27 protein-coding genes are annotated in these 24,308 nt (G+C 47.4%); 21 read left to right on the top strand and 6 right to left on the bottom strand.

The annotated features are described in order from the left end of the window. Positions 1 to 43 precede the first annotated feature (43 nt). Positions 44 to 679, top strand: a complete 636-nt coding sequence (gene pth / locus D2V93_RS16170; RefSeq protein WP_119620142.1) for an aminoacyl-tRNA hydrolase — start codon at positions 44 to 46, stop codon at positions 677 to 679. Here pth and D2V93_RS16165 read toward each other — a convergent pair. Beyond that, complete coding sequence (locus D2V93_RS16165; RefSeq protein ID WP_119620141.1) at positions 676 to 1,362, bottom strand: hypothetical protein; 687 nt, start codon at positions 1,360 to 1,362, stop codon at positions 676 to 678. The genes pth and D2V93_RS16165 overlap by 4 nt on opposite strands. Beyond that, the gene (locus tag D2V93_RS16160) at positions 1,359 to 5,015 is read right to left on the bottom strand and encodes a reprolysin-like metallopeptidase (RefSeq protein ID WP_245978271.1); all 3,657 of its coding nucleotides are present in this window, start codon (positions 5,013 to 5,015) and stop codon (positions 1,359 to 1,361) included. Before D2V93_RS16160 ends, D2V93_RS16165 begins: the two co-directional genes overlap by 4 nt. Positions 5,016 to 5,185: 170 nt before the next feature. Between D2V93_RS16160 and D2V93_RS16155 the strand changes: the two genes are divergently transcribed. The 19 genes from D2V93_RS16155 to D2V93_RS16065 all read left to right on the top strand — a co-directional run bounded on the left by D2V93_RS16155 (position 5,186) and on the right by D2V93_RS16065 (position 19,042). Next, on the top strand, positions 5,186 to 6,115 hold the full coding sequence (locus D2V93_RS16155; protein WP_119620139.1) for a bifunctional riboflavin kinase/FAD synthetase: 930 nt from the start codon (positions 5,186 to 5,188) through the stop codon (positions 6,113 to 6,115). Further along, positions 6,116 to 7,432: an HTTM domain-containing protein gene (locus tag D2V93_RS16150; protein WP_119620138.1), complete on the top strand. Its 1,317-nt coding sequence runs from the start codon at positions 6,116 to 6,118 to the stop codon at positions 7,430 to 7,432. 52 nt (positions 7,433 to 7,484) lie between these two features. After that, positions 7,485 to 8,756 (top strand): serine--tRNA ligase, encoded by a 1,272-nt coding sequence (gene serS / locus D2V93_RS16145; RefSeq protein ID WP_119620137.1) that lies wholly within the window; start codon positions 7,485 to 7,487, stop codon positions 8,754 to 8,756. Positions 8,757 to 8,885: 129 nt separating this feature from the next. Further along, positions 8,886 to 10,622 (top strand): tetratricopeptide repeat protein, encoded by a 1,737-nt coding sequence (locus tag D2V93_RS16140; RefSeq protein ID WP_119620304.1) that lies wholly within the window; start codon positions 8,886 to 8,888, stop codon positions 10,620 to 10,622. A 147-nt stretch (positions 10,623 to 10,769) separates the two neighbouring features. Then, positions 10,770 to 11,087 (top strand): DUF4286 family protein, encoded by a 318-nt coding sequence (locus D2V93_RS16135; protein WP_072880953.1) that lies wholly within the window; start codon positions 10,770 to 10,772, stop codon positions 11,085 to 11,087. 4 nt (positions 11,088 to 11,091) lie between these two features. Next, positions 11,092 to 11,400, top strand: coding sequence for a gamma-glutamylcyclotransferase family protein (locus D2V93_RS16130; protein ID WP_182850008.1), 309 nt, complete (start codon positions 11,092 to 11,094; stop codon positions 11,398 to 11,400). An 18-nt stretch (positions 11,401 to 11,418) separates the two neighbouring features. After that, the gene (gene rsmA, locus D2V93_RS16125; RefSeq protein ID WP_119620135.1) at positions 11,419 to 12,279 is read left to right on the top strand and encodes a 16S rRNA (adenine(1518)-N(6)/adenine(1519)-N(6))-dimethyltransferase RsmA; all 861 of its coding nucleotides are present in this window, start codon (positions 11,419 to 11,421) and stop codon (positions 12,277 to 12,279) included. After that, positions 12,266 to 13,621, top strand: a complete 1,356-nt coding sequence (gene mgtE / locus D2V93_RS16120; protein ID WP_072880947.1) for a magnesium transporter — start codon at positions 12,266 to 12,268, stop codon at positions 13,619 to 13,621. Before rsmA ends, mgtE begins: the two co-directional genes overlap by 14 nt. A 10-nt stretch (positions 13,622 to 13,631) precedes the next feature. Next, the gene (locus D2V93_RS16115) at positions 13,632 to 13,991 is read left to right on the top strand and encodes a nuclear transport factor 2 family protein (protein ID WP_119620134.1); all 360 of its coding nucleotides are present in this window, start codon (positions 13,632 to 13,634) and stop codon (positions 13,989 to 13,991) included. Between the two features lie 10 nt (positions 13,992 to 14,001). Then, on the top strand, positions 14,002 to 14,367 hold the full coding sequence (locus D2V93_RS16110; protein WP_072880943.1) for a cupin domain-containing protein: 366 nt from the start codon (positions 14,002 to 14,004) through the stop codon (positions 14,365 to 14,367). Between the two features lie 19 nt (positions 14,368 to 14,386). Continuing rightward, positions 14,387 to 15,319 carry a 2-hydroxyacid dehydrogenase gene (locus D2V93_RS16105; protein WP_119620133.1) on the top strand — a complete coding sequence of 311 codons (933 nt, stop codon included), beginning with the start codon at positions 14,387 to 14,389 and terminating at the stop codon, positions 15,317 to 15,319. 9 nt (positions 15,320 to 15,328) lie between these two features. Beyond that, positions 15,329 to 15,745: a response regulator transcription factor gene (locus D2V93_RS16100; protein ID WP_119620132.1), complete on the top strand. Its 417-nt coding sequence runs from the start codon at positions 15,329 to 15,331 to the stop codon at positions 15,743 to 15,745. A gap of 98 nt (positions 15,746 to 15,843) precedes the next feature. After that, on the top strand, positions 15,844 to 16,350 hold the full coding sequence (locus D2V93_RS16095) for a DUF4199 domain-containing protein (RefSeq protein WP_119620131.1): 507 nt from the start codon (positions 15,844 to 15,846) through the stop codon (positions 16,348 to 16,350). A 7-nt stretch (positions 16,351 to 16,357) separates the two neighbouring features. Further along, a complete protein-coding gene (locus D2V93_RS16090) occupies positions 16,358 to 16,816 on the top strand; it encodes a DUF1801 domain-containing protein (protein WP_119620130.1) in 459 nt (152 codons plus the stop codon). Next, positions 16,813 to 17,199, top strand: a complete 387-nt coding sequence (locus D2V93_RS16085) for a VOC family protein (RefSeq protein ID WP_119620129.1) — start codon at positions 16,813 to 16,815, stop codon at positions 17,197 to 17,199. Before D2V93_RS16090 ends, D2V93_RS16085 begins: the two co-directional genes overlap by 4 nt. 51 nt (positions 17,200 to 17,250) lie before the next feature. Beyond that, entirely contained in the window at positions 17,251 to 17,631 is a 381-nt protein-coding gene (locus tag D2V93_RS16080) for a TM2 domain-containing protein (protein WP_072880931.1), read from the top strand. Positions 17,632 to 17,724: 93 nt separating this feature from the next. Beyond that, positions 17,725 to 18,048: an ArsR/SmtB family transcription factor gene (locus D2V93_RS16075; RefSeq protein ID WP_072880929.1), complete on the top strand. Its 324-nt coding sequence runs from the start codon at positions 17,725 to 17,727 to the stop codon at positions 18,046 to 18,048. 2 nt (positions 18,049 to 18,050) lie between these two features. Further along, positions 18,051 to 18,539 carry a DUF6428 family protein gene (locus D2V93_RS16070; protein WP_119620128.1) on the top strand — a complete coding sequence of 163 codons (489 nt, stop codon included), beginning with the start codon at positions 18,051 to 18,053 and terminating at the stop codon, positions 18,537 to 18,539. An 11-nt stretch (positions 18,540 to 18,550) separates the two neighbouring features. Beyond that, complete coding sequence (locus D2V93_RS16065; RefSeq protein ID WP_119620127.1) at positions 18,551 to 19,042, top strand: GNAT family N-acetyltransferase; 492 nt, start codon at positions 18,551 to 18,553, stop codon at positions 19,040 to 19,042. 4 nt (positions 19,043 to 19,046) lie between these two features. On the opposite strand, the gene D2V93_RS16060 is transcribed toward D2V93_RS16065, so the two are convergent. The 3 genes from D2V93_RS16060 to D2V93_RS16050 form a co-directional block, all read right to left on the bottom strand. Then, positions 19,047 to 20,864, bottom strand: coding sequence for a GNAT family N-acyltransferase (locus tag D2V93_RS16060; RefSeq protein ID WP_072880923.1), 1,818 nt, complete (start codon positions 20,862 to 20,864; stop codon positions 19,047 to 19,049). 80 nt (positions 20,865 to 20,944) lie between these two features. Beyond that, positions 20,945 to 22,195, bottom strand: coding sequence for an aspartate kinase (locus D2V93_RS16055; RefSeq protein WP_119620126.1), 1,251 nt, complete (start codon positions 22,193 to 22,195; stop codon positions 20,945 to 20,947). Positions 22,196 to 22,221: 26 nt separating this feature from the next. Then, positions 22,222 to 22,704 carry a GNAT family N-acetyltransferase gene (locus D2V93_RS16050; RefSeq protein ID WP_072880920.1) on the bottom strand — a complete coding sequence of 161 codons (483 nt, stop codon included), beginning with the start codon at positions 22,702 to 22,704 and terminating at the stop codon, positions 22,222 to 22,224. A 110-nt stretch (positions 22,705 to 22,814) separates the two neighbouring features. On the opposite strand from D2V93_RS16050, the gene fbp reads away from it, so the two are divergent. Further along, positions 22,815 to 23,822 carry a class 1 fructose-bisphosphatase gene (fbp, locus tag D2V93_RS16045; protein ID WP_072880918.1) on the top strand — a complete coding sequence of 336 codons (1,008 nt, stop codon included), beginning with the start codon at positions 22,815 to 22,817 and terminating at the stop codon, positions 23,820 to 23,822. Here the strand turns inward: fbp and D2V93_RS16040 are convergent. Next, positions 23,819 to 24,247: a tellurite resistance TerB family protein gene (locus tag D2V93_RS16040; RefSeq protein WP_072880916.1), complete on the bottom strand. Its 429-nt coding sequence runs from the start codon at positions 24,245 to 24,247 to the stop codon at positions 23,819 to 23,821. The genes fbp and D2V93_RS16040 overlap by 4 nt on opposite strands. Positions 24,248 to 24,308 lie beyond the last annotated feature (61 nt).

The raw sequence follows: 24,308 nt of genomic DNA, 5'->3' as shown, positions 1-24,308 counted from the left end.
ATTTGGGATGCTTTTGTATTTTTAAGAAAATTCCATTCACCGAGTGTTCAGTTTCATCAACAAGCTTTTTGGCACACCAAAGCAGCTATTGCAAGAAAAAGACCCCATGAAAAAATTTCTCGTCGTAGGCCTTGGGAACATTGGCCCCAAGTATGCCGAAACACGCCACAACATCGGGTTCAAGGTCCTGGATTTTTTGGCAGAACAGGAAGACTTTACTTTTGAAGATGCCAAACTTGGGGCAGTGGCCACCTTTAAGCATAAGGGAAAGAATATCATTTGCTTAAAACCTTCCACCTATATGAACCTTAGCGGCAAAGCAGTGAAATATTGGATGGACAAAGAGAGCATTCCCCTCGACAATATCCTTATCATCACCGACGACATCAATCTACCATTTGGCACCATTCGGCTCAAGACCAAAGGAAGCGATGGGGGACATAATGGGTTAAAGGATATCCAAAATGTATTGCAGACGGTCCAGTACAACCGTTTTAGGTTTGGCGTGGGGGCCGATTTTGGCAAAGGAAAACAGGTAGATTATGTATTGGGCGAGTGGAACGAGGAAGAGACGAAGGCCATGCCCGAACGTTTAAAAATAGCGACCGAACTTATCCGCTCCTTTATTTTTGCCGGTGTGAAGAACACCATGAACCAGTTCAACGGCAATAGGCCTTAGTACACCTTAAACTCAAACACCCCAGAATCCGAAGTGTTCCCTTCCTGATCGGTGGTGATGACCTTCCAATAATATACCGTGGCCGATTCCACGACCACTGGCAGTTTCATTGTTCTAGCACTGGTGGTGCCCACAAAACTTTCTGGAGGATTGCTAGCCGAGAAGAACACATCAAACGAGGCGACATCATTGTCCACATCCGCACCCTCCCATTCCAGGACCACTTCGTTGGCAATGTTTTTCAATACTGTAGACCCTGAAAGTGGGTTTACCAATTGGGCCGGAAAGGGAGGATATGTGGTCTGCGATCCAGCATTATAGAACAACCAGGTCTCACTAGAGGCCACCTGATCGGACCGGGAGCTACGGGAAGTGACTGACCATGCAAAAGGGGTGCCTTTGGCAATGGAAAGGCTGGCCGAAGTGGTCGAAGTTGAAATGGTCTGTGGCACATTGGTGTCAAGATTGACCACACTCAACGTATAACTTTCCGTGTTCTTGGAAGCCTTCCATTGAAAAGTGACTTGGCTCAAAGTCTCGTTCACACTGGTTCCCGTGGTGCACTCGGAGTTTTCATCGGGAAACACCAATTCTGCCCCCTGCGGTGCAGGAGGTGGACCATCATCACCCCCACATGAAACCAACAAAGCCAATATGGCCAGTCCTAAAATCTTCCGAATCATCTTTTTATGAATTTAAACACTTCACGCACTCCATTTTTTTCCAGACCGAGATAATAAATCCCCTTTGGTAACATGGACAGGTCCAATTGAAGGTTGTCCCCTATGGTTTTTCGGTCATCACTAAGGACCAACCGTCCGTTGACTGAGAAAACCTCTATCCTCACATCTCCTTCAAAACCGCCCAAATAGACTTCTGTAACGGCGTCGACAGGGTTAGGGGAAAGTATCGGTCTTGACGAATAGAAAAAGGTCTTTTCAAAAACGCCTTGGCAAGGCAGGCTGGAATACACCCTCAGTGTATTGACCCCATCTTTCAAGGTCAGTTGTGTTTTGGATGATTCTGTTTGGGTGACCAGGCCATTGAGTTCCACATTGAACAAGGTCGCCCCACTTAGGGTAAGGTCCAAGACATTTGAGTTCAAAACGGCTGAAATGTCCAGTTCATCGGGTTGGGTGATCACCGCAGTGAAACACACTTCCTGATAAGTGATCATTCCATTGGTCCCCGTGATGCAGAAGGAATATTCCCCTGCACTGAGATTTTCAAAAGTATGGGAATTGGTAAAATCAACATTCACCGGAGCCCCTCCACCCTCCAAAACAACGGTATAGGCAATGGATGTATTCTCAGGAACAATGGTGATGGAGCCATTATTGCTGCTCCTGCAACTTTCGCTTTGGACCTCGATACCAAAATTATCTGAAGCAAACCGATAGATGGCACAGCCATTGGTGTCCACCTCGACACCCTTCGGCGTTCCCAAACACAGATCATCGCCATCATCAAAAACCCCATCTTCATCATCGTCCGGTCTGTAAACGCCCTCCACACAAATATCGAGGGAAAATGCCACCAACACACCTCCATCACTCGGAGCGGTGTCCTTCACCTCCAATGTCCACTCTCCCAAAATGGACTCTCCCTGCAACGAACCCAGCGAGCCCAAAGGCTGTACTGTTCCCGAAATTGCAGGGCTACCGGAGCATGAAATGGGATCCCCGTCGTCATCAAAGACCGCATTGATATTGTTCAATTCCCCGCAGGTATTGGAAATCAGGGCCACCCTTGTGCCCGCTGGCGAAATCAAGGTAACGATGAGATCCTCCAGATAGGAATGGTCAATTTCCAGATTCACATTGATGTCCGAAATCGGAAGGTCTTCAAAAAACTGTATGGAAGAGGTCACCAAAGGTGTCCCCACGGATGAAATATCCTGAGGGACATTCCTAGCTTCGGAACTCTTACAACTGACCTGCGAAGTGGTAAAACTAAAAGGAGTGCCAAAGGTTCCCGTACCACAGCCATTACTGGGGCGAACCCTCCAAAAATATTCGGTTTCCGGTTGGAGGTCCGTGGTCTTGTAAAAATTGAAGGGTACTGTGACAGATTCCACCACATTCACAAAACCAATGTCGGTCGCAATTTCCACATCGTAGCTTGAATACAGTGGACTTTCCTCCCAAAGAAGTTGGGCGTTCAAGGAAATCTCTGTCTCCCCGTTTGTAGGGGAAGTGGGCAAAACATCTGCAAACACCCCATCCTGCACCGTTAAGGACAGTACCACGCTCTTGGTCACAGAGGCAGAAGTGGAGGTCACCGTAATATCATATACCCCGGGAGCAACTCCGCTCGTATTGGAAAGCGTGAGATTCACGGCCGTATCATTGGCATTGGCGTCCACTGGAGCAAAAACAGCGTTGAGGCCCACAGGGACATCCGCAGAAAAAGTGGATGTTTCTCCGAAGCCCGAATAGGTTTCATAGGCAAATGGGATCACAATATCATCTGGCTGGCAAACCTCAAAGTCTAGGGCATCGAAGTTCAATACCACTTGTGCTTCCTCAATGGCAAAATTGGAGGCGTTCACGGCAAAAAATATATTTTCGCTTGCCTTTACCATGACCCTTGCAGAACTTGTAACGCTTCCGGGCAAAAGGACTTCTTCGCTTCCGTCGTTGAGGGTATTTTCCAACAGGATTATGGGAAAGCTCAGTCCTCCATCCAAGGAAAGAAAAATATCAACGGTCTTGGCGTCTATGGGCAAGACATTGGTATTCGCGACATCCCATGTGATTTCTTGGACGGAACCAGCTTGGTAAATTTCGTTCGAAGCCTGTGAAGTAACCACGAAGGGGCCTGCGGCCTTGATTACCTTTACCTCCAATACATCAGAAATGACCTGTCCCCCACCGGCCGCATTGTCCCTTACCGTACAGGCAAACCGCAAATCCCGTTCAATTTCAGACACCGTTTCCCATGCGCTGCCCTCTACGGGGTTGGTCTGGGTCAGATTACCTTGGGCGACTTCCGCAAGTCTGGGAAAATAGCGAGTTGGGTCCGTGCTTGGGGGCAATGACCTAAAAATGGCTCCACTGGGGTTCGTGGCGCCAAAATTTGCCGTGGTCACCACACCATCGTCCAGTTGTTCCCAAGTATAGGTGAGTATATCCCCTGCATCGGGATCCGTCGCACTTCCTTCCAGCACAAAAGCTGTACCTCTGGGGATGATGAAATCGTCCACTGGGGCAAGCACAGGTGGCGCATTGGTCAATGGTGTTTCCACAGCACAGGAAACCGTTTCCAGATAAGTGGATATTTGAAGAATACTATTGTAATGGAAGTAATCATCGCCGTTGGGTGCAACATTGTTGCCTTCCACAATTCCTGCATACCCCATGATGGTGCTCCCACTGGCGGGTTCAGCTTGTACCCCTGTACCCTCTGATTCAAAGGACCAAGTATGGTTCGCTCCAAACTGATGCCCGAGTTCGTGTGAAACGAAATCGAGGTCAAAGACATCTCCCTGCGGGATGGAAGAAGATGAAAAAGCACTTCCCTTCCTGTTATCGATACAAACAGAGCCTATAAAACCTGCATTCCCATTGTTCTGGGAAGCCAATTGTACCTTGTGGAACAAATGGCCCACATCATAATTGGCCTCTCCTATGACCGAGGTGAGTGTAGATTGTACCTGCGAATTGAAACTGCTACTATAAGGATCCGTAGTAGGATCCGTAAAAATGATCAGGTCGTTATTGGCCACCAGTTCCAATGTGACCCCTAGATCGGTCTCAAAAACCTCGTTCACCCTGGTAATGGTCGCATTGATGGCCGCCAAAGCCCCTGCAACCGTGCCTCCATGAAAAGAGGTGTACTCCCCTGTAGTCGAAACAGCGATCCTAAACTTTCGTAACACTTGGTCATCTACCAAGGGCACAATAGTCTTCGCTGTGGCCAAGACGGATTTTTCGGTCTCGCAGATAAAGTTGTCCTTTTCGGCCGCTCCGGCCCCTTCGTCATAAACAACATAGGTGTCCACTGCATTGGACACCGGCTCCATAAAGGTTTTTTTGTGCGTGCCGAGGTCCACTACCATGCCCTCTAGGCCCTTTGGCGAACTACTGAGCTTTATCTTAAGTCTTCCATCGGGGCTTACCCCTGTGTAGGACTTGATTTCGGGATATTTTTTTGCAAGGTCGGGGTGGAACACCGGGGTTTCCTCCAAATAGAAAGGAACGACTTCACCATCGGCACCCGGCAGGTAGACCATTTGTTTTCCTTTGGAAGAGGACATCGACCCCACCTCCTTGGAAAAAAGGCCCCTGTCCAACGTAAACATCTTTTTGGCCTTTGCCATATCCTTGATGGACACGCTCTTCAGGTGGGATTGCTTGGGGATGGATTTCCAATACGCTTGCTGCCCATGAACGTAAAAGCAGCTAAAAATTATGGTTATTGAAAAAACAAGGTGTAATTTAGCTTTCATACCGATTCAGGGCATAGTAATAATTCAAATGTAAGCCTTTTTTATTTCTTGATCAGTTGGAAGCAATCCAGAACATTTCTCATTTCAATCATATTCAATTCCAAACGGTGACCACCATCGGCACCTTTGATGGTGTGCACCTAGGTCACCGAAAGATATTGGAACGCCTCACAAACAATGCCAAAAAAACAGGCCTTAAATCCACCGTCCTCACTTTTTTCCCCCATCCACGGATGGTCCTGCAAAAAGATGTGGACATCAAACTCCTGAACACCTTGGAGGAAAAGACCCAGATATTGGAAACCTTGGGCCTGGACTATTTGATCGTGCACCCATTTACAAAGGAATTTTCGAGGCTATCCGCCACAGATTTTGTGCGCGATGTTTTGGTGGACGGTCTCAAGACCAAAAAAATCATCATCGGTTATGACCATAGGTTCGGGCGTAACAGAAATGCCAACATCCAAGACCTCATTGCCTTTGGCAACGCCCTGGATTTTGAGGTAGAAGAAATCCCCGCCCAAGAAGTGGATGACATTTCGGTAAGTTCCACAAAGATCAGAAAGGCACTTTTGGAAGGCGACATCACCACGGCCAATAATTACCTGAGCTATGCCTACATGCTCACAGGAACCGTGAAGAAAGGAAAGGGAATGGGCAGGGGCTTCGGGTTTCCCACGGCAAACCTGCACATTGCCGAAACCTATAAACTCATTCCAAAGACAGGGGCCTACGTGGTCAGCAGCACCATCAAAGGAAAAGTCCATTTTGGCATGATGAACATAGGGTACAACCCCACGGTAGATGGCACCGAAAAGAGCATAGAAGTCAATTTCTTCGACTTTGAAGGAGACCTCTACGACCAAAAAATACAGGTGGCCCTACTCCACCGCATCAGGGACGAACAAAAATTCAGTTCCATTGAAGAACTCAAGGCGCAACTGAAAAAGGACAAAGACTACTCGTTGGAACTAATCTCCAAATAGATGCGAGCCAATTTCCTGTTCAAAAAGATAGACAACGCCCAACTCATCGTCTTTCGCATTTTCTACGGGCTTTTGGTGAGTGCGGAATGTTATGGCGCCATAGCTACCGGTTGGGTGCGGCGAACCTTGGTGGAACCCAAATTCACCTTCTCCTTCATCGGTTTTGAGTGGCTGCAGCCCCTTCCGGGCAACGGCATGTACATTTATTTTGCCATCATGGGCACTTTGGGGCTTATGATCGCCCTAGGCTATCGGTACCGTTTCGCGGCACTTGCCTTTGCCCTGATGTGGACCGGGGTCTATCTGATGCAAAAGACGTCCTACAACAACCATTATTACCTGTTGATGTTATTGGCCTACATCATGGCCTTTTTCCCGGCCCACAAGGATGCTTCGCTGGATGGAAGGCTCCATCCCAACATACGGTCGCACAGCATGCCCAACTGGATACGGTGGACCATCATTCTGCAATTGTTCATCGTCTATACCTACGCATCCGTTGCCAAACTATATGCCGATTGGCTGGATTTCAGCATGATAGAAGTGTTGATGCAGTCCAAAAAAGATTACGCCCTCATCGGTGAGCTGCTCCAACAGAAATGGGTGCACAAAATTGTGGCCATCTTCGGTATTCTCTTTGATCTGCTCATCGTTCCCGCGCTATTGTGGAAGCCCACACGGAAAATTGCCTTTGTGCTGTCCATATTCTTCCACCTTTTCAACAGCATCGTGTTCCAGATCGGGATCTTCCCCTATCTGTCCCTTGCTTTTACCCTGTTCTTTTTTGAACCACAGACCATCCGGAACATTTTTCTCAAGACCAAGACCGTTGAAATGGACGAAACCCTTGTTCTTCCAAAAAACAAAAGCCGCATTTTGGGCGTCTTGGGCATCTACTTTGTGATACAGATCGCATTGCCCCTGAGGCACCATTTTTTTGTGGATGATGTGCTCTGGACCGAAGAGGGGCATCGATTGAGCTGGCGCATGATGCTGCGCAGCCGCTCCGGGACCATCCGCTATCGGGTCGTGAACAAGGAAACCGAAAAGGTGACCTATATCTCCCTGAATGATCATCTCACCGCCAAACAGCGCAATCGGGTGGCCTGCTATCCTGATTTTTCATGGCAGTTTGCCCAACGCCTCAAAAAAGAGTTTGCCGAAAAAGGGGAGGACGTCCAAGTTTTTGTGGACAACAAGGTAAAGGTGAACCAGGGGTCGTACCATGAGTTCATCGACCCCGAAGTAGATCTGGCCAGTGTGCCATGGAAGCATTTCTCCCACAACGAATGGATTCTCCCGTCACCCAAGGAATAATAAGTTGGGGACTTCTTAATATTCGATTAAATTTGCGGCTCAAAATAAGGCCATGCTTCAATTACAGATTCTCAGGGAAAACAAGGAAAATGTCATCACTGCTTTAAAAAAGCGCAATATCGATGCAGGACCCATGGTGTCCAAGGTTTTGGAACTCGATGAAAAACGACGTGCCATACAAACCCAATTGGACAACACTTTGGCCGAGTCCAACAAACTTTCCAAGGAAATTGGAATGCTCTTCAAATCTGGAAAAGCACAAGAGGCCAATGAACTGAAGGAAAAGACCGCTGGTCTAAAGGAAGCGTCAAAACAATTGGGCGACGACTTGAATGCCACTGCGACCGCCCTGCAGGAGCAATTGTACCTGATTCCCAACATGCCCCATGCCTTGGTGCCTGCCGGGAGTTCCGAAGAGGACAACGAGGAAGTTTACCGCGAGGGCGACATCCCCAAACTATCCGAGGGGGCATTACCACATTGGGAATTGGCCAAAAAATATGACATCATCGATTTTGAACTGGGGGTCAAGATCACCGGGGCCGGGTTTCCTGTCTATAAAGGCAAGGGCGCCCGTCTGCAACGTGCCCTGATTTCCTATTTCCTGGACAAGAACACCGAAGCGGGATATACCGAAATGCAAGTGCCGCACTTGGTCAACGAAGCCTCTGGCTATGGTACGGGGCAATTGCCCGACAAGGAAGGGCAAATGTACCATGTGCAGGCCGATGACCTATACCTTATCCCGACCGCCGAGGTGCCCGTGACCAACCTGCACCGGGACGATTTGTTGGCCGAAAGCGATTTTCCCATCAAATATACGGGGTACACCCCTTGTTTCAGAAGGGAGGCCGGAAGCTATGGCGCCCACGTGCGTGGACTCAACCGCTTGCACCAGTTCGACAAGGTGGAAATTGTGCGCTTGGAACACCCCGGCAATTCCTACAAGGCCTTGGACGAAATGGTGGAGCATGTGAAGAACATCCTTAGGGAACTGAAATTGCCCTACCGCATCCTTCGCCTTTGTGGGGGCGATCTGGGGTTCACCTCTGCCCTCACCTACGATTTTGAAGTCTTTTCCACAGCGCAGGACCGTTGGTTGGAGATCAGTTCCGTTTCCAATTTCGAGACTTTCCAGGCCAATCGTCTCAAGCTCCGCTACAAGGACGAGACAGGCAAGAGCCAATTGGCCCACACCTTGAACGGCAGCTCTTTGGCATTGCCCAGGGTATTGGCGGGCATTTTGGAAAATTACCAGACCGAAAACGGCATCCAGATTCCCGAAGTGCTGGTCCCTTATTGTGGTTTCGATATGATCGACTAGGGTTTTCAATCGATTATTTGGATTCGCTTAACAGAATCCCGGGCATTTCTACGTTATATTTGAAATAAAAACAAGCGATTGCGGCACTTTTTGTTTCTCATATCATTCTGCGTGCTCCACGTCTCGGCCATGGCCCAAGAGGACTTTTTGGCCAAACAGTACTTCAATGATGGGGATTATGAAAAAGCGGTGGTCTTCTACGAAAAGTTGGCGGAGACCAATCCCAGACGGACCGATTATGCCGAGGGACTGGTGGCCTGCTACCAACAATTGGAACGCTACGATGAGGCCGAGGCCTTTTTGCTGGAGAAGATAGCCGACCCCTACGCCTTTCCCACTTTTTTTATTGAACTGGGTTACAATTACACCCTTCAGGACCAATCTGAAAAAGCAGCGGTGTACTATGAGCAGGCCATCCAAAAAATTGACGAGAACGCCAATTATGGATACAGTGTGGGATACCGCTTCCAAAAATATGCCTTGCTCGACTATGCCATACGGGCCTACTCCAGGGCCATGGAACTCAAGCCAGATTTGAACTACGATTTTCAACTGGCACGCATTTATGGGGAACAGGGCGATATTGAAAAAATGTACCAATCCTATCTCAACCTGATTTGGGAAGGAAAAACATCCCGCTCCAATGTGCTTCGGAACATCGATGATTTTATTTCCGAAGACGCCACGGACGAAAACAACGCCCTGCTCAGAAAGGTACTCCTCAGAAATGCACAACAAAACCCCGATGTGCTTTGGAACGAACTCCTGAGTTGGCTCTTTGTGCAGCAAAAACAATACAACAGCGCCTTTGGGCAGGAAAAGGCCATTTACAAGCGTACCGAAGGAAGCAACATGGATCGTTTGGAAAATCTGGGGGAGATTGCCCTGGAGGACAAGGACCTTGAAACTGCCACCTCCATTTTCCAGTACATTGTGGACAACAGCGGCGAACCAAGGGTCAAACTGAATGCCCAACTCCAACTGATCGATATTGTGCTGGAAAACCCCACGGAAAAAATGTTGGACGATGTGGAAAAACAGTTCAAGGACCTCGTGGCAGAATACGGGAACCAAAGCCAAACGTTACAGCTGCAGATAGCCTACGCCAATTTTCTCACTTTCAAGCGGGAAAGACCCGAACCTGCCATTGGCATGCTCAAGGAAAGCCTTGAACTGCCCATGGGAAGAGTGGCCATGGCCTACGTGAAACTGGCCCTCGGGGATATTCTGGTGTATGATCAGCGGTTCAATGAGGCCCTCATCCTCTATACCCAGGTACAAAAAAGCCTCAAGAACGATGTGCTCGGACAGGATGCCCGCTTCAAGGTGGCACAGACCAGTTTTTACAAAGGAGACTTTGATTGGGCCCTCACCCAATTGAAAGTGCTCAGGGGCTCCACCTCCCAACTCATTGCCAACGATGCCATGCAACTGAGCCTTTTGATATCCGATAATTCACTGGAAGATTCCACCCAGACCGCGTTGAAAAAATATGCCCGGGCAGATTTGCTCGCATATCAAAACAAGAACAAAGAGGCGATTGAGACCCTCGAGGACATTTTGCAGAACCACAAAGGGGAAAAGATCGAGGACGAGGCCCTACTGAAACAGGCCCAGCTTTTCGAGGAACAAAAGGAGTATGAGAGTGCCGAGTTCAACTATAAAAAAATCGTGGAGTTCTATGCGGATGGTATTCTGGCCGATGATGCCCATTTTGCCTTGGGAGAGCTCTACCAGAACATCCTCAACGAGCCCGAAAAGGCCAAGGCCCATTTCGAAAAGATCATCTACAACTATCAGGACAGCTATTATTTTCCTCAGGCCCGGACCAATTTTAGAAAGCTCCGTGGGGACGCCATTAATTGATCACGTCGTCATTCCCACGAAGGCGGGAATCTCATCATAAAGATTTTTCAATCGCTCACTATCGACATTTATTTCATGACGCCTGAAACTATTGGATTCCCAAAAAAATAGACTAATTTTCACCTGTATCGAAATTCAAAACGACAAATGCTCATATACAACGTAACCATCAATATTGATGAAAGTGTCCATGACAAGTGGTTGGTATGGATGAGGGACAAACACATTCCCGATATGTTGGAAACCGGTAAATTCTCCCACGCCAAAATGGTCAAGGTCTTGGTGGAGGAAGATATGGGCGGGGTCACCTATTCCATCCAATATACCACAAAGGACAGGCAGACCCTCGATGCCTATTACAGGGAAGATGCAAGCCGCCTGCGGGCCGAGGCACAAAAAAACTTCCCCAACAAATTTGTGGCCTTCAGGACCGAATTGGAAGTCATCAGTCAACAAATCCCCTAGCACTTTGGAATACCTTTTCACGTACGGCACCCTGCAGGAAAAGCAGGTACAGCAAGATGTATTTGGACATCTCGTGGAAGGCCATCCGGATGCCCTTTTGGGCTTCAAAAAAATGGAAAATGCCGTTTACGGACAGTATCCCTTGGTCATGCGGACAGCGGATGCCAAAGACAAAGTGAAGGGGACCGTGTACAAAGTCACCATCACCGACCTGGAAAAGGCCGATGTGTATGAGTCCAATGCCTACAAACGGGTGAAATTCCCTTTGGAATCTGGGCTGGAGGCATGGGTCTATATCGAAAATTCCCAGTAACTTGCAAAAAAACCGGCCGTGTCCAAAAAGAAGAAAAAATGGTCTGCCCAAGGCGGAGCCAAAAAACAGGAAGAAGGTGCCGTTCGGGCCAAGAAGCATTTGGGACAACATTTCCTCAAGGATGAGACCATTGCCGAACAAATAGCAGGAACCCTTACCCTAAAAGGGTACAAAAACGTGCTGGAGATCGGCCCCGGAATGGGCGTGCTCACCAAACATCTGCTCAAACGAGACTTGGACCTCGTGGCCATGGACCTCGATGCGGAATCCATTGTGTACCTGAACCACAGTTTTCCCTTGGAACATTCGGAAATCCTCCAAAAAAACAATCGGTTGAACGTCATCGAGGCCGATTTTTTAAAATTCGACCTGACCGAGCTCTATGGTGAGGAGCCGTTTGCCATCACGGGCAATTTCCCCTACAACATTTCCAGCCAGATAGTTTTCAAAATGCTGGAGATGCGGGAACAGATCCCGGAATTTTCAGGCATGTTCCAAAAAGAAGTGGCCCAACGTATCTGTGAAAAACCGGGGAGCAAGACCTATGGCATCCTGTCCGTACTAGTCCAGGCCTTCTACGAGGCCGAATACCTCTTCACCGTGCCACCTACCGTTTTTGACCCGCCACCAAAGGTGGATTCCGGTGTCTTGCGACTCATCCGAAGGGATAAACAAAAATTGGCCTGTGACGAACGTCTTTTTTTCAAAGTGGTGAAAACGGCCTTCAACCAAAGACGGAAGACCATCCGCAACAGTCTTAAAACCTTCGGACTCTCTGATAATCTCAAAGAAGATACTATCTTTGACCAACGCCCAGAACAGCTCAGTGTGGCAGATTTTGTAACGTTGACCCAAAAGATAGCCGATGACCCCGTTTAAACTTACAGACGAGCTTTTAGAAGAGATCCAGCTATTGATCGCGGAGCAGAAGAACACCGAGCTCCAGTCGATGATGCAGGAATTCCACTATGCCGACATCGCAGAGATTGCCGATGAACTGGATGTGGACGAGGCCACCTATCTGATCAAACTGTTGGACAGTGAAAAAACCTCCGATATCCTTGCCGAAATGCACGAGGACATCCGGGAGGCTGTATTGGGCAATCTTACCGCAAAGGAGATTGCCAGCGAGTTGGAGGAACTGGATACCGATGATGCTGTGGACATCATCAACGAACTTCCGAAGGAAATCATCCAAGAGGTCATTTCCGAAATCGAGGACAGGGAGCATGCCAGGCACATTGTGGACCTGTTGCGCTATGATGAAGACACCGCGGGGGGATTGATGGCCAAAGAGCTCGTGAAGGTGAACGAAAACTGGAACGTGCTCACCTGTGTGAAAGAAATGCGTGCCCAAGCCGAAAATGTGACCAGGGTCCACTCCATCTATGTGGTGGATGATGATGGAATACTCAAGGGAAGACTCTCCTTAAAAGATCTCCTCACCACTTCTACAAAGACCAATATCAAAGATGTCTACATTCCTAAAGTGGATTCGGTAAATGTGAACGAAAAGGCAGAAGAAGTTGCCAAGATCATGTCCAAGTACGACTTGGAGGCCATTCCCGTGGTGGACGAGATAGGGAGACTGGTGGGGCGCATCACCATTGATGACATTGTGGACGTGATCCGGGAAGAGGCCGATAAGGATTATCAAATGGCCGCAGGTATCTCCCGGGAAGTGGAGGCCGATGACAGCATCTGGGAAATCACCCGTGCACGTCTGCCCTGGTTGCTCATAGGCATGTTCGGGGGCATCGGTGCAGCAAGCATCATCAACAGTTTCCAACCTTTGATGGGAGACTTCCCCATATTGCTCATTTTCGTGCCCCTCATCCAGGCAACGGCAGGTAACGTTGGGGTGCAATCTTCGGCCATTATGGTACAGGGATTGGCCAACGATACCGTCAAAGGGGAGGTCATGAAACGGCTTTTGAAAGAATTCGCCATTGGGCTCATCAACGGCATTGCCATTGCTGCAGTGGTGCTATTGGTCAGTCACTTTTTGTTTAACACCCCTTACGTGGTCTCCATTACCATTGGGATCGCCGTTATTCTGGTGATCATCATCGCGGCCCTCATCGGGACCTTTATCCCTGTATTCTTGGACAGGCGTGGTATTGACCCTGCCATTGCCACGGGACCATTCATCACTACGAGCAATGATATTTTTGGAATCTTGATCTATTTCTCCATCGCCAAACTGATCTTGGGGATATAAAAAAGTACGAATGACGCCAAGGGAATTGATAACACAGTGGGTGAAAATTTTTAATACGGCCAATGCCGAGGCTTTGGCAGAGCTGTACCATGTTGATGCCATAAACCATCAAGTGGCCAACGACCCCATAGAAGGAAAAGACGCCATCCTTGAAATGTTCAAGAATGAATTCGCGGCCGCGGATATGGTCTGTATCATAGAAAATATATTCGAAGATGGCGAATGGGCCATTTTGGAGTGGAAAGACCCTTTGGGCCTCAGGGGGTGCGGTTTCTTTCATGTTGTGGATGGGAAAATCAAATTCCAACGAGGCTACTGGGATAAGTTTTCATTCTTAAAAATGCACAATCTACCTATACCTACCCATTAATCTTTATAATATGAAACCCATCAACCTAAAAGAAAAACATGCCGAATTCACGAAGCAATGGCACCCGCACCAAATAGCCGTTGTGGACGATATGCAAGTGTTGCTTGCCAAGCTGCAGGGCGAATTTGTCTGGCATTCCCACGAAAACGAGGACGAGCTGTTCCAAGTGATCAAAGGGACCCTCTATATGCAATTTAGGGACAGGACCGAAGTGGTTCGCGAAGGTGAGATCATTGTAGTGCCCAAAGGGGTGGAGCACAACCCGATGACCAAGAACGGTGAAGAGGTGCATGTGCTGCTCTTTGAAAAACTGTCCACTTCGCATACCGGCAAGGTCCAACACGAAAAAACCCAGACCCACTATCCAAAAATCTAGGAATCGTATCTTTGACCCCATGAAAGTTCTCCACGTTGACACCAACCATCCATTGCTCTTGGAGCAATTTGCCCAATTGGGATTTGAAAACCACGAAGACTATACCTCTACCAAAGAAGAAGTGGAGAAAAAAATCCACTTATACGATGGTGTGATCATCAGGAGCCGGTTCACACTAGACCAGCAATTTTTGGAAAAGGCCACCAACCTGAAGTTCATTGGCAGGGTCGGGGCCGGATTGGAAAACATCGATATCCGATATGCAAAGCACAGAGGCATATTTCTAGCCTCGGCGCCCGAGGGCAACCGCAACGCCGTTGGCGAACACGCTTTGGGCATGCTCCTCTCCCTGATGAACCATATGTGCAAGGCCAACCGCGAGGTGAAAAAAGGCAAATGGGACCGTGAGGGCAACCGCGGCGTGGAACTGGACGGCAAGACTGTGGGAATCATCGGGTATGGAAACATGGGAAAGGCGTTTGCAAAAAAACTGAGAGGTTTCGATGTAGAAGTGATCTGTTATGACATCGTGGGCGGAGTGGACGACGACAATGCCCGCCAGGTGGGAATCATGGAGTTCCAACAAAAATCCGATGTGGTGAGCCTGCACGTACCCCAAACGGAACTTACCCAAGGCATGGTGAATTCCGAGTTCATCAATGGGTTTCACAAACCATTTTGGCTGTTGAACACCGCACGGGGCAAATGTGTGGTGACCGAGGACCTTGTCACGGCGTTAAAATCAGGAAAGATATTGGGCGCTGGCCTGGATGTACTGGAGTATGAGAAAAAATCCTTTGAGAACATGTTCGTCCAAAAACCCAAAGCCTTCAAATACCTCCGAAAGGCAAAGAACGTGCTACTGACCCCCCATGTGGCCGGATGGACCGTGGAAAGCAAGGAAAAATTGGCACAGACCATAGTGGACAAGATCAAGACCAAATTTTGCTAATTTTATGGGGTGAAAAAAACCATTTTTGTTTTCTCCGCATTGATCATTGCCTTGTTGGCACTCTTCAAGTTGAGTTCTTATGCCTACCTTTCAGGGGATGCTTCCATTGAGATCATCATTTCCGGAATAGCCCTTGTTTTTTTCTTCGTCGGGATATACATCAACAGAAAGACCATTCGTCCATCCGCAGAACCAAGTGGTTCCATCGACCTAAAAAAAGTGGAACAGCTCGGCATAAGCAAAAGGGAGTATGAGGTACTGGTTCATATTTCCAAGGGATTGTCCAACAGGGAAATCGCGAACACCCTTTTTGTTTCCGAAAGCACCATCAAGACCCACGTTTCCAACCTCCTTGTAAAGCTCGATGCCAAACGGAGAACCCAGGCCATACAAAGGGCAAAAGACCTGCAAATATTGTCCATCTAGACTTTTTCAAAGGAATTTTCCCCGATTTTGGTACTTTAGTATGAGTCCTCAACTGTACCGCACCGCTACTTTTGGTCCAACCATTTAAACTAAAAACCATGAAAAAAACAGTAGTTAAGTTTGGAGCCTATGGTGCCATCACCATTTGTGTCCTCTTTCTGATCAGTTGGTTTGTCTTGGACGACCTCTCTTTGTCATTACAGGAGGTATTGGGCTATGTGTCCATTATCCTCTCCCTTAGTTTTGTCTATTTCGGGATCAAACACTATAGGGACAAGGAAAACATGGGCAAGGTACGTTTCAAGGATGCATTGATCATTGGTATGCTGATCAGCCTCATCACCGCCCTTGTCTTTGGGCTTTTGGATGTCTTTTACACCGAGGTGTTGAATCCTGATTTCATGGCCGAATACTATGAAAATGCCGCGGAGAGCTTGAGGGCGTCATTCCCTGCGGACCAACTGGAAGCGCAACTGGAACGACTGGAAGCAGAACGCAAGCAATTTTCCAACCCTCTGATGTCCTTCACCTTCATGGCCCTAACGGTTTTCATCATAGGGTTTATCATCAGTCTGCTTTCATCTTTGCTATTATACCGAAAATAACTCCAATATGACCATAGATGCCAAAACACCGGAAGAATACATCAGCAAAGTGCCCGAAGAGCGCAAAGAGGCCATTTCAAAATTGCGGGAAACCTTAAAAAACAACCTCCCCAAGGGCTTTGAGGAATGTATCAATTATGGGATGATCGGTTTTGTGGTGCCCCACTCCCTTTATCCGGACGGCTACCATTGCGACCCAAAACTTCCCCTACCCTTTGCCAACATTGCCTCACAGAAAAATTTCGTGGCGCTGTACCATACGGCCATCTATGCCGATAAAGAAATTCACGATTGGTTCGTAAATGAATACCCCAAACATGTGAGCACCAAACTGGATATGGGCAAAAGCTGTATCCGTTTCAAGAACATCCAGAACATTCCCTATAAACTCATTGGAGAACTGTGCCAAAAGATGACCCCGCAGGAATGGATCAAGATCTATGAACAAAACATCAAAAAATCATGAAAAACAGAGTAACAGGATTGGGCGGTTTTTTCTTTAAGACCAAGGACCCGGACAAGATCAAGGAATGGTACAAGGCTCATCTGGGGCTCAACACGGACCCATACGGCTGCTCCTTTTGGTGGAAGGACCAAGAGGGCAAGGACTGCATGACGCAATGGAGTCCTATGGACGAAAAATCGTCCCATTTCAAGCCCAGCGAAAAACAGTTTATGATGAACTTTCGGGTGGAAAACCTTGTGGAGCTACTGGAGATTCTTAAAAAGGAAGGGGTTCAGGTCATCGGTGAAATTGAAGAATATGAGTATGGAAAATTTGGTTGGATCATGGATCCCGAGGGCAACAAACTCGAACTTTGGGAACCTGTTGATAAAGCATTTCTGTAGATATTGATTTATTTCCTACATTTAACTTTCATTAACCAACACATTAAAACAATGTCCGAAGAAAAAAAAGACTTAGGAGACAAAGCAGAAGAAGCTGCCAAAGATTTTACTGAAGGTGCCAAAAAAACCGCCAACGAATTCAAAGAAGGTCTTCAAGGCGCTGGTGGTGACAATAAAAAGATTCTAGCAGGCATTTTAGCCATTGTCGTAGGCTCATTAGGTGTACACAAATTCATCCTGGGCTATAACAAGGAAGGTTTCATCCTACTAGGCATCACATTGCTGTCTTACCTACTTGTATGTCTTGTAATTGGCGCTTTTTTGGTATGGATTCCGCCACTTATTGGTTTGATTGAAGGTATCATTTACCTGACCAAATCTGATGAAGAGTTTTATAATACATATCAAGTGGGCAAAAAACCTTGGTTCTAATACAAAAAAGCCGGATATTTTCCATTCGGCTTTTTTATTTCAATATATCATCGTAATATTGCAATATTAAATTTCATTTAATCTGGTAAGAATATGGGAGCCTCCAAAACCTATATGTTTTCCGCAACCCACAATGAGCTGGCAAAAATTGCCAAGGTCATGGCACACCCTGCCAGGGTTGCCATTTTGGAGTACATCAGCAAACAGGACAACTGCATCTGCAACGACCTTGTGGATGTCATTGGCCTTTCCCAACCCACCATATCCCAACACTTGAACGAAATCAAGAAAATAGGCCTCCTCAAAGGCACCTTCGAAGGAAAAAACCTTTGCTACTGCATCAACCAAGAACGTTGGGAAGAACTGCAACAGTCCTTCCATCTGTTCTTTTCCAATATTAACCGTAATTGCTGTTAACCATGAAAACATCTGAATTCCTATCCCTTTTAAAACAACACCAAGACAAAAGTTTGCTCTTTGAATATGCACCTGATTGGTTCGTAGGGGCCAACTACCACATTACCGAAGTGAAGAACATTACCATTGACGCTGTTGACTGTGGTGCCAATACCGATTTTTGGAAAGAGACCATTGTCCAACTTTGGGAAAGTCCAAAGGAAAAGGACAAAACCGAGTTAATGTCCGCCTATAAAGCGTTGGGCATCCTGAACAAGGTGGACCGTATCAAACCCATAGTCCAAGACGCGGAGGTCAAATTTGAATATAGCAATCCTGAATTCCATACCGCCCAGCTTTTTGTGAGCGATTACGTACTGGACAACAAGGCGCTTGTCTTGAAGCTATCCATTGAAAAAACGGATTGCAAGGCCAAGGAGACCTGCGGCGTGGTTGTCCAAGATCCTGTCGAGGAAAAGGCGTGCTGTACCCCTGGATCAGGTTGCTGTTAATCTAACGTGCTATGATAATCCGACAAATGACCGCCTCAGATTGGGAACAGGTTTCCAACATCTATTCCGAGGGAATAGCTACCGGATTCGCCACATTTGAGACCAGTGCCCCTGATTATGGGCAATGGGACAGCTCCCACACCGAGCATTCCAGATTGGTTGCCGAGGATAATGGCATCCTTTTGGGTTGGGCAGCCCTATCGCCGGTATCCAGCCGTTGCGTTTATGGCGGTGTCGGCGAGGTCAGCATCTATATTTCCACCCAGAGCCGAGGCAAGGGAATAGGTCAATTGCTGATGGAACGCTTGATCGAGGAAAGTGAAAAAGCAGGTTTTTGGACCCTACAGTCCGGTGTTTTTCCCGAAAATACGGGTAGCATCAAACTCCATGAAAAGATGGGCTTTCGATATATTGGCAAGCGCGAGCGCATAGGCAAAATTCACGGAGCCTGGAAAGACAATCTTTTGTTCGAAAGGCGTAGCAGCACCGTAGGGATGGACTGATCGTTTAGCTGGCCACAGGCCCATTGCCTTCGGCCATCTTTCGCTCCAACTCGGCCTGAAACTCTTCCATAACAGGTTTCACTGTACTTTCGGGCAAATCGGCAATCTTAATGTACATAAGCCCGTCCACAGAATTGTTGAAGAGAGGGTCCACATTAAAAGCCACTACTTTTGCATTCTGCTTGATGTACTTTTTGATCAATACAGGCAATCTTAGATTCCCGGGCTCCACCTCGTTGATGAGCTTGTCAAACTTGTTCAGGTCTGCCTGGGTCTCATCAAAAACAAATTCCTTGTCAGCATCCTTGAGTTTTACCTTGAACTCCTTTTTAGGGCGGATGTACTGTGCCACGTAAGGATCCCAGTAATTCGATTTCATGAACTCGATCATCAGGGATTTTGAAAAATTGGAGAACTGGTTGCTGATACTCACCCCTCCAATGAGGTATTTATGCTCCGGATGTCTCAATGTAGTATGCACGATGCCCTTCCAGAGCAAGAACAATGGCATGGGCTTTTGTTGGTATTCCTTGATGATGTAGGCCCTTCCCATTTCAATGGACTTGGCCATCATTCCATAAAGTTCCGGTTCAAACCGGAAAAGGTCTTGGAGATAGAACCCGTCTATGCCATACTTTTCAAAAATATCGGACCCCAACCCCATCCTATAGGCCCCAACAATGGCCTTTTCATCATCGTCCCAAAGGAAAAGATGATGGTAATAGGAATCGAACTTGTCCAGGTCGATGGCATTGTTGGTCCCCTCTCCCACTTCACGGAAGGTCACTTCCCGTTGCCTTCCGATTTCGTTCAGGCAAAAGGGCATATCTTCTTGCTTGGCTAGGAACACTTCATAATTTTTGCTCTGGAGCACACGGCAATCCTTTTCGCGCAATCGTTCTATTTCTTCAGCAAGCACCTTCGCATTGATGGGCGTTGCGATTTTTTGGGGCGGTTTCGGGATTTTCAAAGAGGTCGGGACCTTGTCGATCAGCCGTTCCTTTTCAAAGGCATTGGCCAACAGGTAGGTTTTTTTTCTGAGCAATTCGGTGAAGGACTCCAAAGTCTCCTCCTCGTTCTGGGTGGCCACCGATATGGGCTGGCCGATCCGCACCTTTATGGGCCGCATTCGCTGTGAGGTCAGCTCCGACGGCAGTTTGGCCGTTCGGAACACATCGTTCATTTTGGAAAGCGCATAAAAAAGTCGACTGTTCCTCGCATGAAAATAGATGGGTACCACGGGCACTTCCGCCTTTCGGATCAGTTTGATGGCCGCTTCCTCCCATGGTTTGTCCACCACTAACTTTCCATCCTTGTAGGTGGACACCTCCCCTGCCGGGAAAATCCCCAGTGGATGGCCTTCCCTCAAATGGTTGAGTGCACTTTTGAACCCTGTAATGCTGCTCTTGGCATCTTTATGGCTCTCAAAAGGGTTTACGGGCATGATGTAGGGTTTCAGAGGTTCGATCCTATGCAACAGAAAATTAGCAATGATCTTAAAATCAGGACGTTCATTCGACAATAGCTTCAGGAGCAGCACCCCGTCTATTCCCCCAAGGGGATGATTGCTTATGGTGATGTAGGGCCCGGATTTGGGGAGTCTCTTCAAATCCTCTTCAGGAATCTCAAAATCGATTTCATAATGCTCAAGAATGGCATCCAGAAATTCTGGCCCCGAAAGTTCCTTGTTCTTGTTATAAAACCGGTTTATGGTGGTGATCTTGGTGGCAACCATCAAAAGCCACCCAACAAAAGTTCCCAAAAAGCCATATTTGTCCAGATGGACCACCTTTGCCACTTCTTTCGCAGTAACCAACCCCATGCACATTTGTATTTAGGTAGGGGTAAAGATAGAAAATTACGGCCATTGTCTTTTTAGGCCCTGTATATATACCGAAGTACTTATTTTACAACAAGTTGAACCGTTTCCTTGCCCCGTTGCTCCACGAGTACGGATTTTCCGTTTTGAAGGGATTTCACCGCTTCGTCATCAAAATGACGGATGGTATACAGCGATACATCTTCGTGGCAGACCACTTTGAACTTTCTCTTCAATTCTTCCAACATGGGGTTGAGTCCATTGAACTTATTGTCCAGACAAACCGAAAAGCTGATGGCCGAATTCTGGATCATGTCCACTTTCAGCCTATGGTCGTGGAACAACTTGAATATTTCGCTGATATTGTCCTCCACAATAAAGGAAAAATCCAAGGTGGAGAGCTTGAGCAGGACTTGGTTCTTTTTGACGATGAAACAGGGAACTTTTGGAACGATCCCAACTCCCTTGCCCACTGTGGTTCCCTTGTCCTTTGGGTTGATGAACGATTTCACGTGAAGTGGGATTTCCTTTCTTTGCAAGGGCTGTAACGTTTTGGGGTGGATTACCGAGGCACCGTAAAAAGCCAACTCTATGGCTTCTCTATAAGAGATCAGGTCCAAAAGCGTAGTCTCCTGAAAATTCCTTGGATCGGCATTCAGGACCCCTGGCACATCTTTCCAGATGGTCACGGATTCCGCATTGAGGCAATAGGCCAAAATGGCGGCGGTATAATCCGATCCCTCCCTGCCCAAAGTTGTGGTAAAATTGTTGTCGTCGCTGCCCAAAAAGCCCTGGGTGATATTCAATTTGGACATGTCCACCCTGGCCGACACCTCGGTTTGGGTCCGTTCCCAATTGATCTGGGCATCCCGGTAATTGTTGTCCGTCTTTATCATGCTCCGTACATCCAACCAAGTGTTGGAAAGGCCCACTTCGTTCAGATAGGCACTCATGATAGTAGTGGAGAACAGTTCTCCATACCCCACTACTTGGTCATATACAAATCCGTATTTAGGAGACTTGTTCCAGGCCAGAAATCCCTTCACTTCTTCAAAAAGCAGTTTTACCCTTTCGTGGATGGGATGTTTGGGATTTTTGAACAAGTCGGACAATATCCCATTGTGATACTCGATCACTTCCTGAATGGCGGCAGAAAGTCCGTTCTTGTCATTAAAATAAGCCTCTACCACCTTTTCCATGGCGTTGGTGGTCTTTCCCATGGCAGAAATCACCACCAAAGTATCCTGGTAGCCCACCTCCTTCAACACATTCACTACATTCTGTACTCCTTCAGCATCCTTCACAGAGGCCCCTCCAAACTTAAAAACTCTCATTTACCGTATGTTGCTTTTGGGAAAGTTCAGTTCAGACTTTCCATATATTTTTTGATTCCGTTCTCGTCCAACTGTACCACATCCCAATCCCGCAGCACATTGGCCCCTTTTTTCTCATAAAATTCAATGGCCGGCTCGTTCCAGTCCAAGACCTCCCAGCATATCCGCTTTACACCCAAGCCATGGCCATACCGAACCACCTGATCCAGCAAGGCAGTCCCCAGACCGCTTCCTCTCATATTTTTGGAGACGATCAAATCCTCCAAATGGATGGCAGGGCCCTTCCATGTGGAATAACGGGGATATACCAGGGCTATTCCGGCAATGCCCTCATCTGTCTCGGCCACAAAGCAATGGAACAACTTGGTTTCCCCAAAACCATCTTTCACCAAATCCTCTTTGGTGATTTCAACTGCATTGGGTTCCTTTTCAAAATGGGCCAGTTCCTGGACAAGGGCCAATACTTGTTCCATGTCATCGGGTCTGGCATCTCTGATAGCGTATTCCATAATTGTTACAAATAAAACTCAAAGTTATAAAATTACAAAAATTGACGTCAGCGAAATCGTTGTAGTTTCACAAAATGCACGATATTTGTCCACAAATAAAACAACCTTCCATGTTTGAAAAACAGCACCGCACCTTGGGCGAGTTCATCATCGCCAACCAAAATTCATTTCGATACACCTCCGGGGAGCTTTCCCGATTGCTGAACGGCATCCGCTTGGCCGCCAAGGTGGTGAACCATGAAGTGAACAAAGCAGGTCTTGTGGACATCATCGGTGCGGCCGGGGACACCAACATTCAGGGCGAGAACCAACAAAAATTGGATGTCCTGGCCAATGAAAAGTTCATACAGACCTTGAAGAACCGGGAAATCGTATGTGGAATAGCTTCCGAGGAAGAGGATGATTTTATCAGTATCAACAGTTTTGACAAACAGCACCAAAACAAATATGTAGTGCTGATTGATCCTTTGGATGGCTCCTCAAATATCGACGTAAACGTGTCCGTGGGGACCATTTTTTCCATTTACCGAAGGGTTACCCCGGTAGGTACCCCGGTGACCCTTGAAGATTTTTTGCAACCTGGAAAAAATCAGATTGCAGCAGGCTATATCATTTATGGAACGTCCACCATGTTGGTCTATACCACCGGACACGGGGTGAACGGCTTTACGCTGAACCCTGCCCTGGGGACTTTTTATCTGTCACACCCCAATATGCAGTTCCCTGAAACAGGCCAGATCTATTCGGTGAACGAAGGGAACTATATCCATTTTCCGCAAGGGGTGAAAGACTACATCAAATATTGCCAGATGGAGGAAGGTGACCGACCCTATACCTCCCGATATATTGGATCGCTGGTGTCGGATTTTCACCGTAACATGATCAAAGGAGGCATCTACATCTACCCAAAGAGCAGCAAATCACAAAATGGTAAACTTCGTTTGCTGTACGAGTGCAATCCCATGGCCTTTTTGGCAGAACAGGCCCATGGCAAAGCGAGCGATGGGTTCAGGCGTATATTGGACATTCAGCCCACTGAGCTACATGAAAGGGTCCCCTTTTTCTGCGGAAGTAAAAAAATGGTGGAGAAGGCCGAGGAATTTATGTCCAACTCTTAATCTTCCCTTTTGACAATTTCGTGGTAGTCCTCAAAGTCAATCTTACCCTTGAAGATGGCAATGGATTTATCGATGATGTGGGAGGCCTTTTTTGGTGAGAACCCAAGACCAATGGCATATTTTTCAACCATCCTACGCTCCTGATCGTCAATATCATGGTCCGAGAAGATGATTTGGAAAAAATCGTATAAACGCTGATACCTTTTCTCGCCACTGTGCGGGGTCTCAATGGGATATTTGTTCTCTTTCTTCATGACCTCCTTGAACTCAGCCTCGGTAATGTCAAGTTTGAAGGCAAACTTTTCCAAGATTGCCCGTTCTTCGGAATTGATCTCTCCATCTATGGATGCCAAACTGGCCAAAGTGGCAAAATGGGCCAGGTTTTTTCTATGGTCGCCGTGCTCGTAAAGGTCTAAAATGGGCATATCTCAAATTTTGTGGCACAAATATAAATCTTATCGCAAAAAAGGAGGGCAAATCCCCATA

Origin of the sequence: Flagellimonas taeanensis (assembly GCF_003584105.1) — a bacterium.
GTDB classification, from domain to species: domain Bacteria; phylum Bacteroidota; class Bacteroidia; order Flavobacteriales; family Flavobacteriaceae; genus Flagellimonas; species Flagellimonas taeanensis.
The sequence above is the reverse complement of the archived record's forward strand: the minus strand, read 5'-3'. Positions and strand labels throughout refer to the sequence as shown.